The sequence below is a fragment of the uncultured Thiothrix sp. genome (genome assembly GCF_937876535.1).
In the GTDB taxonomy this organism is placed as follows: Bacteria; Pseudomonadota; Gammaproteobacteria; order Thiotrichales; family Thiotrichaceae; genus Thiolinea.
Map to the genome: position 1 here is coordinate 276,467 of NZ_CALFHZ010000020.1, position 16,701 is coordinate 293,167.

17 protein-coding genes are annotated in these 16,701 nt (G+C 44.9%); 6 read left to right on the top strand and 11 right to left on the bottom strand.

Translation table 11 applies throughout. The features are described from left to right. Positions 1-12: 12 nt before the first annotated feature. Positions 13-1,356 carry a hypothetical protein gene (locus Q0230_RS13285; protein WP_298610636.1) on the bottom strand — a complete coding sequence of 448 codons (1,344 nt, stop codon included), beginning with the start codon at positions 1,354-1,356 and terminating at the stop codon, positions 13-15. 224 nt (positions 1,357-1,580) lie between these two features. On the opposite strand from Q0230_RS13285, the gene Q0230_RS13290 reads away from it, so the two are divergent. The 4 genes from Q0230_RS13290 (at position 1,581) to bmt (ending at position 6,719) form a co-directional block, all read left to right on the top strand. Next, positions 1,581-3,794 (top strand): CHASE2 domain-containing protein, encoded by a 2,214-nt coding sequence (locus tag Q0230_RS13290; protein WP_298610637.1) that lies wholly within the window; start codon positions 1,581-1,583, stop codon positions 3,792-3,794. Between the two features lie 83 nt (positions 3,795-3,877). Further along, positions 3,878-5,074 carry an MFS transporter gene (locus Q0230_RS13295; protein ID WP_298610638.1) on the top strand — a complete coding sequence of 399 codons (1,197 nt, stop codon included), beginning with the start codon at positions 3,878-3,880 and terminating at the stop codon, positions 5,072-5,074. 140 nt (positions 5,075-5,214) lie between these two features. Then, positions 5,215-5,550: a hypothetical protein gene (locus tag Q0230_RS13300; protein ID WP_298610639.1), complete on the top strand. Its 336-nt coding sequence runs from the start codon at positions 5,215-5,217 to the stop codon at positions 5,548-5,550. Positions 5,551-5,666: 116 nt separating this feature from the next. Beyond that, positions 5,667-6,719: a betaine--homocysteine S-methyltransferase gene (gene bmt / locus Q0230_RS13305; protein WP_298610641.1), complete on the top strand. Its 1,053-nt coding sequence runs from the start codon at positions 5,667-5,669 to the stop codon at positions 6,717-6,719. A gap of 34 nt (positions 6,720-6,753) precedes the next feature. Here bmt and def read toward each other — a convergent pair whose 3' ends face one another. Further along, positions 6,754-7,260, bottom strand: coding sequence for a peptide deformylase (gene def, locus Q0230_RS13310; protein ID WP_298610642.1), 507 nt, complete (start codon positions 7,258-7,260; stop codon positions 6,754-6,756). A gap of 227 nt (positions 7,261-7,487) precedes the next feature. Between def and zapE the strand changes: the two genes are divergently transcribed. After that, positions 7,488-8,573 carry a cell division protein ZapE gene (zapE, locus tag Q0230_RS13315; RefSeq protein ID WP_298610643.1) on the top strand — a complete coding sequence of 362 codons (1,086 nt, stop codon included), beginning with the start codon at positions 7,488-7,490 and terminating at the stop codon, positions 8,571-8,573. A 21-nt stretch (positions 8,574-8,594) separates the two neighbouring features. After that, positions 8,595-9,329, top strand: coding sequence for a UDP-2,3-diacylglucosamine diphosphatase (locus Q0230_RS13320; RefSeq protein ID WP_298610644.1), 735 nt, complete (start codon positions 8,595-8,597; stop codon positions 9,327-9,329). Here Q0230_RS13320 and Q0230_RS13325 read toward each other — a convergent pair. The 9 genes from Q0230_RS13325 to pdxA form a co-directional block, all read right to left on the bottom strand. After that, positions 9,312-9,734, bottom strand: coding sequence for a DUF1841 family protein (locus Q0230_RS13325; RefSeq protein ID WP_298610645.1), 423 nt, complete (start codon positions 9,732-9,734; stop codon positions 9,312-9,314). The genes Q0230_RS13320 and Q0230_RS13325 overlap by 18 nt on opposite strands. Beyond that, positions 9,731-10,366 (bottom strand): endonuclease III, encoded by a 636-nt coding sequence (gene nth / locus Q0230_RS13330; protein ID WP_298610646.1) that lies wholly within the window; start codon positions 10,364-10,366, stop codon positions 9,731-9,733. Before nth ends, Q0230_RS13325 begins: the two co-directional genes overlap by 4 nt. Continuing rightward, positions 10,363-11,055 (bottom strand): electron transport complex subunit E, encoded by a 693-nt coding sequence (locus Q0230_RS13335; protein WP_298610647.1) that lies wholly within the window; start codon positions 11,053-11,055, stop codon positions 10,363-10,365. Before Q0230_RS13335 ends, nth begins: the two co-directional genes overlap by 4 nt. Next, the gene (rsxG, locus tag Q0230_RS13340; RefSeq protein ID WP_298610648.1) at positions 11,052-11,687 is read right to left on the bottom strand and encodes an electron transport complex subunit RsxG; all 636 of its coding nucleotides are present in this window, start codon (positions 11,685-11,687) and stop codon (positions 11,052-11,054) included. The genes Q0230_RS13335 and rsxG overlap by 4 nt, the downstream gene beginning before the upstream one ends. Next, positions 11,684-12,718 (bottom strand): electron transport complex subunit RsxD, encoded by a 1,035-nt coding sequence (rsxD, locus tag Q0230_RS13345; protein WP_298610649.1) that lies wholly within the window; start codon positions 12,716-12,718, stop codon positions 11,684-11,686. The genes rsxG and rsxD overlap by 4 nt, the downstream gene beginning before the upstream one ends. Next, positions 12,715-14,316 carry an electron transport complex subunit RsxC gene (gene rsxC / locus Q0230_RS13350; protein WP_298610650.1) on the bottom strand — a complete coding sequence of 534 codons (1,602 nt, stop codon included), beginning with the start codon at positions 14,314-14,316 and terminating at the stop codon, positions 12,715-12,717. Before rsxC ends, rsxD begins: the two co-directional genes overlap by 4 nt. Beyond that, on the bottom strand, positions 14,316-14,870 hold the full coding sequence (gene rsxB / locus Q0230_RS13355; RefSeq protein ID WP_298610651.1) for an electron transport complex subunit RsxB: 555 nt from the start codon (positions 14,868-14,870) through the stop codon (positions 14,316-14,318). Before rsxB ends, rsxC begins: the two co-directional genes overlap by 1 nt. Position 14,871: 1 nt before the next feature. Beyond that, positions 14,872-15,453 carry an electron transport complex subunit RsxA gene (gene rsxA, locus Q0230_RS13360; protein ID WP_298610861.1) on the bottom strand — a complete coding sequence of 194 codons (582 nt, stop codon included), beginning with the start codon at positions 15,451-15,453 and terminating at the stop codon, positions 14,872-14,874. 240 nt (positions 15,454-15,693) lie between these two features. After that, positions 15,694-16,686 (bottom strand): 4-hydroxythreonine-4-phosphate dehydrogenase PdxA, encoded by a 993-nt coding sequence (gene pdxA, locus Q0230_RS13365; protein ID WP_298610652.1) that lies wholly within the window; start codon positions 16,684-16,686, stop codon positions 15,694-15,696. Positions 16,687-16,701 lie beyond the last annotated feature (15 nt).

Sequence of the window (16,701 nt, forward strand, 5' to 3'; positions counted from 1 at the left end):
GCACTCCTGAAACTAAAACTGATAATTAATGCCGGCTTTAATAAATGCTTTTTCTGAATCATACAGGTCTAGATTACTCGCATTATTAACATAACCCGCATTGGTAAAAAAGCTAGCTTTACTGCTTAATTGAATTTGATGGGATATTTGTAGGGTAAGACGCTTATCTTTGCGTTTAGCTCGATAGGTAAGATCAGTGCCCTGATTAACACGGCGCTGTGCATTGATGCCTATAGAGCTGGTCTGGGTCGAATTCCAGGTTTTAGTTAGACCATAACCTAAACTGATTACATCCCGGTTTAGGTATTTGAATTTGTCCTTTTCTGGTATTTCATGGCTAACAACAAAGCCAATTTGCTGACCTAGCTGATGGGTATTCATTTGATATTGAGTGCTTAATTGTAGTGTTTGGTTATTCTGGTTTTTATTGATGGTTTGTTGATAGTCTGTGTTTCCCCAACTGATAGTACCTAACCAACTATGCGCTGGGTCTTGTTTATAGTTTATGCTAGCCTCCAAAGATTGTGAGCGACTATAACTCTGTTCACGTAAATTTAAAGCCTGCAAATTGATGCCTAGTTGATAGCGCTGATTGCCATCCATAAATACTTGACCCACATTTAGATTCAAGTCTTTAGTGCTATAAGCCACAGCATGCGGATAGTGTTTGTGAGTAAAGCTAGTATTGACAAACCAAGCACGCTCAGCTGTTTGCACTTGGTTATAGCTTAGTTGGGTGCTTAGTTCACTAAAACTAGAGTCTTGTTTGATGGAGGAGTGATCCAGGGTGACTTCCCCAAAAATCGGCAAGTTGATACTCGCATTGTTCACCCCTAGATTCACATTATTGTCATGCCCTAAAGCAAAGCTAGCTGAGCTTTGCCAAGCACTACTACCATTAGTAGTGGCTTGTTCACCAGTGGTAAGTGCCTGTAGTTGTTGTTCTACATTGCGCCGCACATTTGCGGGCATCGGTAGCTCTAAGGCAGTCTTAAATTCAACGGTGGCAGAGTCGGGATTATGCAAGGCCAGATAAGTACGTGCCAATTCTAAATGCGGGCGTACTTGCTCCGGTTGATTGGCCACAGTGCGTTTTAAAGCTAATAAAGCATACTCAAAATGCCCTGTTTCTAAAGCCGCTAAGCCATACAGAAAGTCAAAGTCTGGATCACCTTCGCGTTGATCCTTTAAGTTTTTTGCTTGTTCCCAAGCAAGGGCATATTGCTCAGTTGCTATCGCTTGCTGCAAGGCATCAAGAGGTAAAGGTTGAGCTGCAAAACAGAGATCAGAAAAAAAAATAAGTCCCCAAAGAAGCTTAGGTTTTACTAGAGTTAACTGATTGATAGACAAACTCATTAATGGTTCTCATCTTAAAATAAACTTGGATGGTCTAGAAAAGTCCGAACTTCTTAATATATCAACGGATTTTGTATCTATAACTTAGCCTCAACCTCACACCGAGTTATCATCATACAGTGAGTGAGTTGTAGTTAGTGTTCAGTTCAGAATTCGTGAATAACTAACAGGTTTAAGCCTGCTAAATCGTTAAACTAAGCCCTTTAACCAACATTGATAGGCTTATGTTGCAGCGTTGGTGGCGATGGCAAGAACTCTATGTCTTGGGTTTGGGTATTGCGATTCTAGTAAGCGCTTGTTTAATGTATCTAGGGCATCTATCCATAGCGCCCTTAGTCTTTCAACGGATGGAGGCGTTAGCGTATGATTTGCGCATGCGTTCAACCACGCAACAGACGCAAAAGACTAATCCCCCTATTCTTATTGTTGATATTGACGAACGGAGCTTGCAAATCGAAGGGCAATGGCCGTGGTCACGTTACAAACTAGCTACACTTATTGAACATTTAAATGCTGCTGGTGCTGCAGTCATTGCTTTAGATATGAGTTTCCCCGAGCCTGAGCTCCATCCCCTTGACGAAATTAAACAGCGGTTACCTGCGTCAATACCCATCGATCCTAGCCTCTTAGCTCATTATCAACAATTAGATGGTGATGAGCATTTAGCCAAGGCCTTGCAAGGTAAACCGGTCATTTTGGGTAATTTATTCCATCAAACTGATAGTTTTCAAAAAGGCACGCTAACACCAGTGCTGATTGACTGGCAAGTTAATTCTAAAAACTTGCCTACCAGCTTGGTCATGTTAGGGGTAACCGCTAATTTACCTAAATTAGCTGCAGCAGCTGCTCAAACTGGTTTTTTGAATATTTTTCCTGATGATGATGGAGTAATCCGGTCTGCACCTTTAGTTCTTGAGTTTAAACAACAACTTTATCCAAGCTTAGCTTTGCAAACAGTACGCCAGTATTTGTTAGATGAGCAGCCTATCAAACTGACTACAGCAAGAGTCGGTACGCTTGAGGTCATCAGTCAACTTGAGTTTGCCGGTAAAGTGATCCCCACCGATCCTACAGGGCAAATTATTATTCCCTTTTTAGGTGAGTCTGGGCAGTTCGAACTTGTCGCAGCGACGGACATACTCCGCCAGCCAGTCGCAGATAAGTTTATGGATGCGATTGTTTTGATTGGCACTTCTGCCAAGGGCTTAGCTGATTTACGCTCGACACCTTTTCAACCTAGTTTTCCAGGAGTAGAAGCGCAAGCCACTTTAATTTATGCCTTATTGCATCCAGAGATTATTCCTGTTACCCCCGATTGGTTGGAAGCAGCGATTGTTTTAGAAATGCTGTTATTAGGTATAACGATGCTCTGGTTGTATCCACATCTACAACCCTATGGCATGCTTATTTTTGGTGGCGCGTTGGCTGTGTTAGTGACTAGTTTGAATATCTGGTTATGGACTTATTGGCGAATGAATACACCTCTGCTGCCACCGTTACTATTGGTGCTAGTGATGAGCCTGTTTTTTGGCTTAGAACGTTTATTAACTGAACATCGGCAGCGGCAGCGAATTCGAGATATGTTTGGTCAATATGTACCTTCTGGGCATATTGATCAGTTGTTAGCGAATAAACAACTGAATACTAGTATGGAGAGTGAACGCCGCTCGATGACCGTCTTGTTCTCAGATATTCGCCAATTCACCCCCTTAGCAGAACAGCTCTCCTCGACTCAGGTGCAAACTTTCCTCAATGCCTATTTAACCCCGCTAACTTCAATTATTTTCCAGCATCAAGGTACCGTTGATAAATATGTAGGCGATATGATTATGGCCTTTTGGGGTGCTCCTTTGCCGGATGATGCCCATGCTGAACACGCTGTCTTAGCAGCCTTAGCTATGCAGAAAACGCTTAAAACCATCCAACCTGCTTTTAAGGACTTAGGGATTCAAGGCATCGTGAAAGCTGGGATTGGTATTCATAGTGGCGAAATGACAGTCGGTGATATGGGTTCAACTTATCGACGTGCCTATACTGTGCTAGGCGATGCGGTCAATCTAGCTTCCCGCTTACAAGAATTAACCAAATACTATCAAATCGAAACTTTGGTCAGTTCAGAAACGGTAGCGCTTTGTCCAGCTATTCAATTTCGTTTGTTAGATCATGTACGTGTACGTGGGCGGCAGGATTCGGTGATGATCTATCAACCTTTGGGTTTAAAGATGGAGTTAGCTACGCATCAGGTATGCTTTGAGCAGCATGAGGTTGCCATTCAGGCTTATCTGCAAGGTAATTGGAGCTTAGCTAAAGCAAGTTTAGAGGAACTAAATCTTCAACAGCCTAGTCATTATTACTCATTAATTTTACAACGTATGCAAGCTAGTGCTTACCAAGTTCCAGTAGCTTGGAATGGGGTTATGAGTTTAGAAGAGCTTTAAGAATAAAGGCTTTTACTAGTGCCAGTTGAAAGCGTTACCATGCGCGTTGTTCAGATAAAATTCACAAAAATGGGGCACCACCTATGTTACCACCACGGCCGTCCGGAGTGATTGCTTTAGCTGCAGACACTGATACTGGCGGAGCTTTAGCTCGTTTAACTGCTTTAGAAGGCTTAGCACGTGCCGTTCTAGTAGGCATCATTCCGTTGATCGCTTTTGAGGCCTTAGGGAGTAAAGAAGCTGTAGCGCAGATTTACTTAGTCGCCGCGCTCGTTACCTTATTTATAACCCTAAATTTTAGCCGTTTAGAAAAGATCTTACAGCGGCGTTGGGTCTTAAGTTTGGGGGCAGTGATGTTGGTGGTGTCATCACTCCTGATGTATTTTGGGAGCGGGTGGATATTCGCAACAGGAATAGGACTGCGTTCGGCTGCGGCTTCGATGTTTACGGTGTGTATTTCTTTATATGTCATGGACTATATCGAAAAGCTTGAGTTTGCCCGCACAGAATCGCGTCGCATGTTGTATAACGGGGTGGCTTGGTTGCTAGGGCCATTACTAGGCATTTTCTTGTGGGAACATGAAATGCCTTTCAGTGCCTTTTTAGTGTCCATGATGAGTGCAGTCGTTATGCTCGCTTATTTCTGGCATCTGCGTTTAGGGGATAATCCCGTTTTAACCGCTGCCAAACCACGGAAAGCTATCCATCCTTTAATTTTAGTGCCGCATTTTTTTAAGCAAAAGTTCTTACGTATTTCTTATTTGATTACTTTAAGTCGTTCAGTATTTTGGGTGCTTTTATATGTCTATGGGCCTATTTATGTAGTAGAGGCCGGTTTACCTAAATGGGTGGGTGCTGCTTTATTATCTTTAGGCTGTGCGATGTTATTTTTTAGCCCTTGGGTACGGGCTTTAGCTGAACGCTTCCATACTAAAAACGTACTGATTTTTGGTTTGTGCTTATGTGGTAGTTCCTTATTAGGCTTGGGGTTATTAGGTGATTCACAGAAAATTGGCGTGCTATTGTGGTGGACAGGGGCGTGGGGAGCTTCTTTTGTCGATGTCTTAGGGAATATCCCGTTTATGCGTACTGTAAAGCCTTATGAACGCACCGAAATGACTATGGTATTTTCAACTTGGCGAGAAATGTCAGAATTACTGACTCCGTTAGTTATTTCCATTATTTTGTTGATGCTGCCTTTTTATACGGTCTATTATATTTTTGGTGCATTTTTATTACTGGTTGCTTTATACGCCCGCTCTTTGCCGACTCGTGTTTAAAGCTGGTTAATAGTGAGGGATTTTTTCACAAAATTATTTCCTGATGCACTAAACTCAAGCCACTGTTTTCATAGATGGAATTTTTAATAAGTATGAATGGGTTAGGGGGATACAAGTTAGCGAGTGTATGGCTGGCATGCATGCTACTCAATATAGGTTGTAGTACGATCAGTGAAAATTCTAGCGGTATCCCAGAAATTCAGGGGGTTTGGCGCTATTCAGAGGGAGCCTTAGCGCACACTCAACCCTCTTTAACCTATGAGTTTCAGCAGGATCATTTTCGAGTAAACGGGTATCCCAATATTTACGCACACGGCAAATATAGTTTTGAAATGGGTGAGCGTGGTGGCTACCGAGTCGTTTTAGCACCCGAAGCAAGCCAAGGTTTTGAGGTACGTACTTTGCAAATCCAAGCTACAGGTGGACGGATTTTGTTAATTGATCGTAAAACCTATCGACGGATTTTGCGGAATTAGTTGCGACCCATTTACTTAATAGGATAAACAGTTGATTAGCCTTGTCCTAAGCTGTTCACCCTCCTCAAGCTATGCCAGAATGCGCGCATTCATTTGCTTTTGAGGCTGGTTTAAGAATGTCCGAATCTAATTTATTTTTGCGCATGTTGGCGGAAAAACGCTTTCTCTTAGCTGATGGTGCAACCGGTACTAATTTATTCACCATGGGTTTAATGACCGGCGATGCGCCCGAGTTATGGAATGCTGAACAGCCGGAAAAAATTGCTGCACACTATCGCACCTTTGTGGAAGCAGGCTCCGATATTATCTTAACCAATACCTTTGGTGGAAATCGCCGTCGTTTAGTATTACATCAAGCTCAAGATCGGGTTGCAGAGTTGAATACGGCGGCGGTCAAAATTTTAAAAGATGAGATTGCTAAAGCAGGGCGCGAGATTGTTGTGGGTGGCTCAATGGGGCCTACTGGGGATATTTTGGAGCCGAATGGCCCGCTCTCGATTGCGGAGGCAGCGGATATTTTTGAAGAGCAAGCGCGGGCTTTAGCAGCGGCAGGTGTGGATGTACTTTGGCTTGAGACTTTGTCCTCAAAAGAAGAGGTTGAAGCGGCGGTCTTAGGTGCTGGGCGCGTGGGTTTACCTGTGGTGAATACTTTAAGTATTGATACCAATGGTCGCACGATGATGGGTTTGACGGCAGCGGATATTATTAATCTGCAACCGAATCTGCATCCCCATCCGATTGCCTGCGGAACGAATTGTGGAGTAGGCGCTTCTGAGGTGGTGGCAGCCGTATTGAATTTCTTTAATGCAGCAGGTGAAGAACAAGAGCCTATTATTGTGGCTAAAGCAAACTGCGGTATTCCTGAGTATGTCGATGGCAAAATTGTCTATAACGGTACGCCAGAACTCATGGCGCGGTATGTCGAATTAGCGATGGATGCGGGGGCGCGGATTATTGGTGGTTGCTGTGGGACTAGCCCTGAGCATATTAAAGCGATGCGTGCTGCGATGGACAAACATGTGCCGCAAGCAAAACCTAGTTTGGACGTGATTCTGCGTGATTTAGGCACCGTGTCTAAAGGTGCACAAGCGCAATTAGCCGGTGACTTAAGCGTAGAGGGTGGTTCTTTAGGCGGTGGTGGCGTGCGGAAGCGTTCGCGGCGTGCTTAAGTAGCTTTTCTGTTTAGGGCTAGGTTAATTTTAACTAGTCCTGAGCAAGCTCAGCCCGCTCCACAAATAATACCCCATTCAAATGATCGACTTCATGCTGAATAATTCGTGCTACAAAACCGCTATAGTCAGCCTCAATTTTCTCACCTTGTTGATTGAGATAACGCATCTTTAGGTGCTCGGCGCGTGCAACTTGGGCACGGGTATTTTCTACACTCAAACAGCCTTCCTCACCTAAGCAAGTTTCAGTCGATTGCCAAAGGATTTCTGGATTAATCATCGCGATGGGTTCCATTAAAGGTGCATCGGGATAACGTGGATTCGGGCGTGAGGCGACAATAATGATTCTTAAAGATTGGAAAACTTGTGGAGCCGCAATACCGACACCATTCGCAGCGAGCATGGTAGCATGCATATTTCGAATCAGCGTTTGTACTTCAGACTCGAGCGGGTTGCTGACAGCTTGAGCGAGCTGAGCCAACACCGGCTCGCCCTGTTGAGCAATACTTAAAATCTGTGCTTCGTGAAGTGTCGACATCATAAAACTCTGTCTCATTACGCAAAAGCTAGTTGTAGCATGTTTCTGATTACAAAACAGCTTCCCCTAAACCCATTATTCCTGATGCAAAGAATGTGCAATTGCACATTGTCGACAATTTTACCGCTTTAAAGGGTGAAAATTAACGGATTTGTCGGTGCATTGGTTGACGATCTGAAAGCGATTACCGACAATACGCGAGCTTATTAGCTAATCGTGAAATCCACCACATGACACTGCTTGCTCTGTATAATTCCGAAGTTGCTGCTGGCAATATCCAACGAGACCCTGCACAGGAAGGTGCTATTCAGGTTTTACAAGGAATTATGGATGGTTTAGTCAATCCTAAGCCCCAACCGCCCGCGAAAGGGTTTCGCTTCTTCTCTAAGCCCGAACCACGCACTGAAGTCAGTGTGAAAGGTGCTTATATGTGGGGTGGCGTAGGGCGTGGTAAGACGTGGATTATGGATTATTTCTTTAAAGCTGTACCCATCGCCGAGAAAAATCGCTATCACTATCATCATTTTATGTTGATGGTGCATGAAGAACTGCGCAAATTAGGTACTCATCAAAAAGACCCTTTGGAGTTGGTTGCCAAAAAAATTGCTGCCAATACGGAACTGCTTTGCATTGATGAATTTCATGTCTTAGACATCGGCGATGCGATGATTCTAGCGGGGTTATTGCAGGGCTTAGTGCATAATGATGTCACTATTGTAACCACCTCCAATCGCCCGCCGGATGATCTTTATAAAAATGGTCTACAGCGTGCGCGCTTCTTGCCAGCGATTGAGTTAATTAAGAAAAATCTGCAAGTGTTAGAATTAGATAATGGTGTTGACTACCGTATGCGCCATGTGATTCCTTTGGATGAGCAGACCGATAATATTACCCATTCAGACCCCGAGCTTGAGCAACGCTTCCGTGAGGAGGCAAAAGGCAAGGTTCACGAAAATGTAGAAATGGAGCTGAATAGCCGCCGCCTGCCGGTGAAGAAAATGGCTGATAATATTATTTGGCTAGATTTTAAAACGGTCTGTGATGGCCCACGCTCCACCAGCGACTATATTGAGTTAGCAGCGCGTTATGGGACGATTATTCTCTCTGATATTCCGATTATGAATCAGGATAGCGAGAACGCAGCGCGGCGCTTTTTGAATTTCATTGATGAGTTGTATGACCGTAAGGTACAACTGATCATCTCCACCCGCTACGATATTAAAGAGCTGTATCAAGGTCAGTTGCTCAAATTTGAATTTGCGCGTGCCTTTAGCCGCTTAAATGAAATGCAATCGCCGACTTATTTAGCGGCTTAACGGAGCTTGGAGCGGTTTTGAATGACAACTTGGTTTATTTCTGATCTGCATTTAGAGCCAGCTCGCCCAGCCAGTACGCATTTATTGTTTGAATTTTTGCAGCATATTCGTGGGCAAGCCGAAGCTTTATACATCCTTGGCGATTTGTTTGAGTATTGGATTGGTGATGATTTTCTCGCAACCCCAGAGGGTCAAAGGGTATTGCCGATTCTGCAAGCCTTTAGGCAGGTTGCAGCGAGTGGCACGCCGATTTACTTCCAACATGGAAATCGTGATTTTTTATTGGCAGAGCAATTCGCTGAGCTAAGTTCGATGACACTCCTGCCTGAACAAAAAACTATTGACCTCTACGGTCAGTCAACCCTGATTATGCATGGCGATTTACTATGCACTGATGATATAGATTATCAAAAAGCACGGGTTTTATTCCGTAGCCCGCAATGGCAACAACAAATTTTAGCTAAAAGTATCCCTGAGCGTTTGCAGTATGCGCAAAGTTTACGGATGCAAAGCCAGCAAACTGCACAAACTAAGCAGGAAGACATTCTTGATGCCAATCAAACAGCGATTGAAGCTGCTATGCGCACGGCTCAAGTAACCCAGCTCATTCATGGACACACTCACCGGCCTGCTATTCACGAGTTTAACTTAGAGGGGCAAAGCGCCAAGCGAATCGTGCTCGGCGACTGGTATCAACAGGGTAGTTTCTTGCGAGTCGATGCTGCTGACATGCAGCTTTCAGCCGAGTTTCACTAAGCAGGCTAAATAAGCATGCTCATCGGGCGGCTGTTGCTGCTGTTGAGCTTGCCAAAGATTGGCCACCAAACATTCCATCATTAAATGTTCGGTTTCATGTTGCCCGTAGCGTTCAGCTAGATTTTCATAAAGATCACGAATTCCTACGGGTCGGTCGGTGGACACTTGTTCTCGCAAACCTAAATGTAAGCCCATATGCAGAAAGGGATTAGTATTGCCTTCTTCTGGCGCATAATCTTGCTGCAAAGCTTGATCAGTATTGGCAAGGATCGGGTGATATTCTGGGTGCTCTAAAATCACTGCCGCGACTTGTTTTTCTAAGCCTTCTAATACTTGTCCGGCCTGCTGTTTTTGCCAGCAAGTTAGATAATAGCGGCGTAAGTTTTCACGTTGGGCAGAGATCATGCGGCAGTTTTTTCCTTGTATTCACATAAATCCACGATCAAGCAAGTGGGGCATTTAGGCTTGCGCGCTGTACAAACATAACGACCATGTAAAATCAGCCAGTGATGCGCATCTTGCAAGTATTCAGGCGGAATATTTTTGAGCAAACCTTTTTCCACTTCCAGTACATTTCTCCCCGGTGCTAAGCCAGTACGATTGCCGAGGCGAAAAATATGTGTATCAACTGCCATCGTAGGCTGATGAAAAGCAGTATTCAAAATAACATTAGCGGTCTTGCGGCCAACACCAGGTAAGGCTTCTAAATCAGCTCGATTATTAGGAACTTCCGATTGGTGCTGTTCAATGAGCATTTGGCAAGTCGCAATAATATTTTTGGCTTTGGCATTATAAAGACCAATGGTTTTAATATAGTTGCGTAAGCCTGCTTCGCCTAAAGCTAAAATTGCTTCCGGTGTATTTGCCACGGGAAAGAGTTCTGTGGTCGCTTTATTGACGCTTTTATCCGTGGCTTGAGCCGATAAAATCACTGCCACTAAGAGTTCAAAGGGCGAAGCATACTTCAACTCAGTGCTTGGATGCGGGTCAGCAGCTTGCCAGCGTCGAAATATTTCCGCACATTGTTCCGGCTTCAAATGGCGTCACTCACAGGTTTGAGTAAAGCTTGTTGTTGGGCGCGCGCTGCCCGCCGTTGATCAATATAGTTTTTCCCCGCTACTAAAAAACCTAAGCTAATAAACGCACCGGGTGGCAAAGCCGCTAATAATAAGCCTTTGAAATTATCACTAAGATGCAAACTTAAGCCGCGTGCCGCTTCTCCAAACATCAGATGGGCTTGGGAGAATAAAGTCCCATGTGCCAAAAATTCGCGAATGGCTCCTAAGGCAACTAAGACTAAAGTAAAACCAAGCCCCATCATTAAACCATCTAGCCAAGCATATTTGGGTGGATTTTTCGCGGCATAAGCTTCAGCTCGGCCAATAATGATGCAGTTGGTCACAATCAAAGGAATAAAGATCCCTAGCACTGCATAGAGTTCGCTGAAATAAGCATGAATCAGTAATTCAATTGCGGTGACGGTAGAGGCGATAATCAAGACAAAGGCGGGAATCCGAATTTCTTCACGAATGAAAGGACGTAACAAGGAAATCAGTAAGTTAGTAGTGGCTAAGGTCAGTAAGGTAGCGATGCCTAAACCAAGTCCATTGACTATATTGGTAGTGACCGCCATTAAAGGGCATAAGCCTAAAAGCTGGACTAAGCCGGGATTATTTTGCCAAAGGCCATTGAAGGCGATTTCACGATAAGGATGTTCTGCACTCATGGCTGCTTTCCTGTACTAGGCGCAAATAAAGTATCGGTATGTTGTCCTGACCAAACCAGCACCTGTTTGACTGCGGCGACCACGGCACGTGGGGTAATGGTTGCGCCGGTGAACTGATCAAATTCCCCACCATCTTTTTTCACCGACCAAGCAGTTTCAGTAGGATTTTGAAGCGATTTACCTGAAAAACCTAAAATCCAATCGCTTTTTTCGACATCAATCCAATCGCCTAAACCGGGGGTTTCTTTATGCGCTAACACACGTACACCCGCGAGCGTTTGATCTGCATTAACACCAACGACTAAACGTATATTACCACTATACCCATCGGGTGTAGTCGTGGTGAAAACTGCAGCAACTGGTTGGTTCTGTTTTCGCAAGCGATAGACTAGTACCGGTTCGGAGCTATTCAACTCGGTAGCGGCTAGGCTAAGCGTATCTTCCAATGGATTATTATCATAGCGGCTGGCTTCGACTAAGGTATTAATCCGTGTGAGCAGTGCTTGACGCTCACTTTCAGCAATTTGCTTAGCGGTAACGGTATGTACACCCGCTAGCAGCAAGGTACCTGCCAAGGCGAAACCTGCTAATAAGAGGGTAGGCTTGCTAAGTTCCCATACTAAAGTATTCATAAGCCAAACCGTCCTTTAGTACCATACACCCGCGGTTGGGTATAGGTATCCAGTAAGGGTACAGCCATATTCATAATCAACACAGCAAAGGCAATCGCATCCGGATAGTTACCCCAAACCCGAATAATATAAGTAAAACAACCTATTCCGCCGGCATAAAGAAGTTTACCTAGAGGTGTGGTACTCGCAGAAACGGGGTCGGTGGCAATAAAAAAAGCACCTAAGATAGTCGCGCCACTGACTAAATGGAAGAGGGGTGAGCTATAACTATGCGGATTAATTAGCCAAAACATCATAGACATTCCAGCCAGAGCGGCGATTAAAGCAACTGGAATATGCCAGCTAATGATCTTGCGATAAATCAGCCATAAACCGCCTGCCAGCCAAGCTAAACTCACCCATTCCCAACCTTGACCTGCGATCCAACCAAAAGCTTGGCCTTGACGAATTTGCTCGACTGTTTCACCGAGTCTTAAATGTGTTTTGATTGTATCGAGTGGGGTGGCTTGGGTCAGGCCATCCCAAGTACTAATGCCACCTAGAAAGACTTGCTGCAAAGTTTCACTTAAACTGATATTGCCAATACTGGTAAGTTCAGGTGTTGGCCAACTGGTCATTTCAATGGGGAAAGACACCAAGACGGCTGCATAACCAACCATTGCAGGATTGAAGGGGTTATAGCCCAAGCCACCATACAGATGCTTAGCAATTACTATGGCAAAAACCATGGCAATCAGCAGTAACCACCAAGGTGCATAGGGTGGAAGTGCAACAGCTAACAGCCAACCAGTAACCAATGCGCTGTAGTCAGTCAAAAAAGGTATAAGGGGGCGTTGGCGCAATTTGAGCATTAAAGCTTCTAAGCCTAAAGCAAAGCCCAAGCCTAGTAATAAATTGGTGACCACCCCCCAACCAAAAAACCACAGTAATACTAAAGTTCCTGGCACTAGGGCATAAATGACTTGTGCCATGACTTGCCCAACGCTTTGCGGCGCATGCATATACGGTGAAGTTTTAGTACCAAACATCATGCTGGTTTATCCTCTGCAGCAGTGGCACTAGGTGCAGGGGCAGCTTGCTGAGCTTTTTTCGCTTTAGCACGCTCTAAAGCTGCTTGAATGGCTGCTTGTTTGTCGTCTTGGCTAGTTTTAGTTTGTGCGACTTCTTTATGCTTAGCTAGTTTCTCGGCCTTTTCACGTTTAGCTCGTTCAAGGCGTTCTTGGTGAAAGTCGTGGCGTTCGCGGGCTAAATCAGCTTTTTCACGCGCTTCACGTTGGGCGTAAATATCGGCTTTAGCATAACGATAATAATCCACCAGCGGAATATGACTAGGGCAGACATAAGCACAGCAACCGCATTCAATGCAGTCAAAAATATGATGTTGCTCGACTTTTTCAAGGTTACGCGCACGAGCATGCCAATACAATTGCTGCGGTAAGAGATTGACAGGGCAAGCTTCTGCACATTGACCACAGCGAATACAGGGTAGGGTAATAGCTTCGGTCGCCTGCTCGCTGACCCATAAACAATTGGTTGCTTTCACGACTGGTATTTGATCAGTCGGTAAAGCTACGCCCATCATAGAGCCGCCCATAATTAAGCGTTTAGCTTTTGAAGTATAACCACCCGCAGCTTGAATAAGGGTGTGCATACTTAAACCAATGGGGACATCGAAATTCTGTGGTTGCACCACACCTTTGCCGGTGACAGTCACATAACGGGAAATTAAGGGCTGGCCTAACACGACTGCTTGGTAAATAGCACGCGCCGTGGCGACATTATGGCAAAGCACCCCAATATCAGTCGGACGCCTACCACTAGGGACTTCGCGCCCAGTTAAAATATGAATTAATTGCCGTTCGCCACCGGTAGGATATTGAGTAGGAACAGGTACTATCTTAATACGAGTATCCTTCGTGTGCTCAGCAGCAACTTGCATGGCTTGAATAGCTTGCGGCTTATTATCTTCAATCCCAATTAAGCACTCTAAGCCTTGAGAGGGCGCATGTTCATGCAAGGCTCTGAGCATAATCAGGCAGCCAGTGATGATTTCACTCGCCTGCTCGCGCATCAATAGATCATCACAGGTAATATAAGGCTCACATTCAGCGCCATTAATTACTAGGGTGGTGAGTTGTACTGATTCGGGGACATTTAGCTTGATCGCGGAGGGAAAGACTGCACCACCTAAACCCACGATCCCCGCTTGGCTCACACGTTCACGTAAGACAGTAGCAGAAGCTTCAGCATAATTTTTAATCGGTACTAAGCGCTGATCACCCCAGTTATCTTGCCCATCGGGAATTAAAATCACACATAAATCAGTTAAACCAGAAGGGTGCGCAATGGGGCGCTCTTCAATCGCTTGTATTCTGCCCGAGGTACTGGCATGCACAGGCACGCTGATAACCCCTTCAGCTTCAGCTAAACATTGTCCTTTGTAAACAAAATCGCCTGCTTTAACGATGATTTTGGGTTTATGCCCTGAGTGTTGTTGCAAGGGAATAACTAATTCACTCGCATTAGCAGCAGTAAGCTTCCTTACTGGCTGTTGAGTAGATTGTTCTTTGTGATAATCCTTAAGATGTAAGCCGCTACTGCTTTGCCAGAATTTACGCAGATTAAACATTAGGCCACCTCTTTCAGAGGAATGATCGGATAAGGCCATTTCCACGTAGTAGGGCTGGTTTTCACTGGAGCCATTAAAATGCAATCAACGGGGCAGGGCGGTAAACAGAGTTTGCAGCCAGTACACTCTGCTTCGATGACCGTATGCATATGTTTGGCTGCACCAACAATCGCATCCACTGGGCAGGCTTGAATACACAAGGTACAACCAATGCAAGTCGCTTCGTCAATAATGGCCACTAAAGGTACAGTTTGCGCTTCACCATTTTCAGCATTGAGCGGCTTAGGTTCAACCCCAAGTAGCTCCGCAAGGGCTTGAATCGTCGGTTCACCGCCTGGAGGGCATTGATTGATGTCAGCCTCACCTTTGGCTATCGCTTCTGCATAAGGGCGACAACCTGGAAAGGTGCATTGCCCACATTGGGTTTGGGGCAGTAACTTGTCGATCTTATCCGCGAGCGGATCACCTTCGACTTTAAAGCGAATCGCGGCAAAGCCGAGCAATAAGCCAAAAATAGCTGCCAAACTGCCTACAACTAATAAAGCGCTTAACATCTTAGTGCTTTACCAAACCAGAGAAGCCCATAAAACTCAGTGCCATTAAGCCCGCGGTGATGAGACCGATGGCATTACCTTTAAACACATTCGGAATATCAGCAACAACTAAGCGTTCACGAATACTCGCAAACATCACCATGACTAGGGTAAAGCCCAAAGCACCACCCATACCATACAGCGCGGATTCAATAAAACCGTGCTGTTTTTGCACATTAAGTAAGGCTACACCTAAAACGGCGCAATTAGTGGTAATGAGCGGTAAATAAATACCCAAAACATTATGCAGAACGGGGCTGGATTTACGCACGACCATTTCAGTAAAGCCGACAATAGCAGCAATCACTAAAATAAAGCTTAAGGTGCGTAAATATTGCAAACCTAAAGGCTCCAGCAGCCAAGTGTCTACCAGATAACTACTAACTGAGGAAAGAGTTAAGACGAAAGTCGTCGCTAGTCCCATACCAATTGCGGTTTCGAGCTTACGTGATACGCCCATAAAAGGACAAAGCCCAAGGAATTGGGAGAGCACCAAATTATTCACCCAAACGGTGCCAACAATAATTAGCAAGTAATCAGTCATCATCTTCAGTCACTAGCTCTGCTTGTTCTAAAGGATAAAACGCGCATATTTTGCCATAGTTAGACTGCTAATCCTTAACCGAAAGCAAAGAATAATTAAAATAAGTAACAAGTTTATAGGCTGATAAAATGTTGCAGTGCAGTATATTTTAAACTATTATTGATCCTGAAGCGTTTTGCGCTTCAATATCCTCCTAGCGGTTGGGCATCATTGAGATGCCCTTTTTTTACACTTATAACCTTAATTCTGGCTGCGCCCTAAACCTATGGCTAATTGAATAGCCGCTTTCAAACTACCACTTTCGGCTTTACCTGTGCCTGCTAAATCAAGCGCCGTGCCGTGATCGACTGAAGTACGAATAATTGGCAAACCTAAAGTAATATTGACTGCTTTACCAAAACCGGCATATTTGAGTACTGGTAAGCCTTGATCATGATACATTGCGAGTACCGCATCCGCTTGTTGCAAATGACGGGGTGTAAATAAAGTATCAGCGGGCAATGGGCCAGTAAGATGCAAGCCTTGCTGCTGGAGTTGACGAATAGTCGGAATCAAGACATCAATTTCTTCCATTCCTAAATAACCGCCTTCGCCTGCATGTGGATTGAGTCCACAGACTAAGATACGCGGCTGTTTAATGCCGAATTTAGTCCGTAAGTCTTGATCTAGAATCTTTAACACCTTGCGTAATAAAGGCGCTGTAATCGCCGCACTCACTTTATTTAAAGGTAAGTGCGTGGTAGCTAAGGCGACGCGCAAATTGCCGCTAGCCAGCATCATGACAGGCAAGGGTGCATTGGTAAGCTCTGCTAAAAACTCAGTATGTCCAGTAAAAGGTACACCAGCTTCATTAATAATGCCTTTGTGTAAGGGGGCGGTGACCAGGGCAGCAAATTCGCCCGCTTGACAACCGCTAGTAGCGTGTTTCAGTAGCTCTAAAACATAAGCGGCATTACGGCTATCCAAACTACCGGGAACCACAGGCGCGGTACAAGGGATATGCAGTACAAATAACTCACCTTGTTGGCAAGGCTCTTGGAATTGATCCGGTGTATAAGGGCGTAAGCGCAGAGAGAGGTTTAGTAAACGCGCACGCGCTCGTAGCATTTCAATGTCGGCTAAAGCAATGACATCTTCAGTCCAATGCGTTTGACTGGCTAACTGCAAGACTAAATCAGGGCCAATACCAGCAGGTTCGCCGGTGGTTAAAGCCAGTCGTATACGCTTATTCATAAGCATCCTTTGCGG

Coding starts and splice junctions, on each gene's coding strand:
- Q0230_RS13285 (WP_298610636.1), bottom strand. CDS start 1,356: ATGAGTTTGTCTATCAATCAGTTAACTCTAGTAAAACCTAAGCTTCTT.
- Q0230_RS13290 (WP_298610637.1), top strand. CDS start 1,581: ATGTTGCAGCGTTGGTGGCGATGGCAAGAACTCTATGTCTTGGGTTTG.
- Q0230_RS13295 (WP_298610638.1), top strand. CDS start 3,878: ATGTTACCACCACGGCCGTCCGGAGTGATTGCTTTAGCTGCAGACACT.
- Q0230_RS13300 (WP_298610639.1), top strand. CDS start 5,215: ATGCTACTCAATATAGGTTGTAGTACGATCAGTGAAAATTCTAGCGGT.
- bmt (WP_298610641.1), top strand. CDS start 5,667: ATGTCCGAATCTAATTTATTTTTGCGCATGTTGGCGGAAAAACGCTTT.
- def (WP_298610642.1), bottom strand. CDS start 7,260: ATGATGTCGACACTTCACGAAGCACAGATTTTAAGTATTGCTCAACAG.
- zapE (WP_298610643.1), top strand. CDS start 7,488: ATGACACTGCTTGCTCTGTATAATTCCGAAGTTGCTGCTGGCAATATC.
- Q0230_RS13320 (WP_298610644.1), top strand. CDS start 8,595: ATGACAACTTGGTTTATTTCTGATCTGCATTTAGAGCCAGCTCGCCCA.
- Q0230_RS13325 (WP_298610645.1), bottom strand. CDS start 9,734: ATGATCTCTGCCCAACGTGAAAACTTACGCCGCTATTATCTAACTTGC.
- Q0230_RS13335 (WP_298610647.1), bottom strand. CDS start 11,055: ATGAGTGCAGAACATCCTTATCGTGAAATCGCCTTCAATGGCCTTTGG.
- rsxG (WP_298610648.1), bottom strand. CDS start 11,687: ATGAATACTTTAGTATGGGAACTTAGCAAGCCTACCCTCTTATTAGCA.
- rsxD (WP_298610649.1), bottom strand. CDS start 12,718: ATGATGTTTGGTACTAAAACTTCACCGTATATGCATGCGCCGCAAAGC.
- rsxC (WP_298610650.1), bottom strand. CDS start 14,316: ATGTTTAATCTGCGTAAATTCTGGCAAAGCAGTAGCGGCTTACATCTT.
- rsxB (WP_298610651.1), bottom strand. CDS start 14,870: ATGTTAAGCGCTTTATTAGTTGTAGGCAGTTTGGCAGCTATTTTTGGC.
- rsxA (WP_298610861.1), bottom strand. CDS start 15,453: ATGACTGATTACTTGCTAATTATTGTTGGCACCGTTTGGGTGAATAAT.
- pdxA (WP_298610652.1), bottom strand. CDS start 16,686: ATGAATAAGCGTATACGACTGGCTTTAACCACCGGCGAACCTGCTGGT.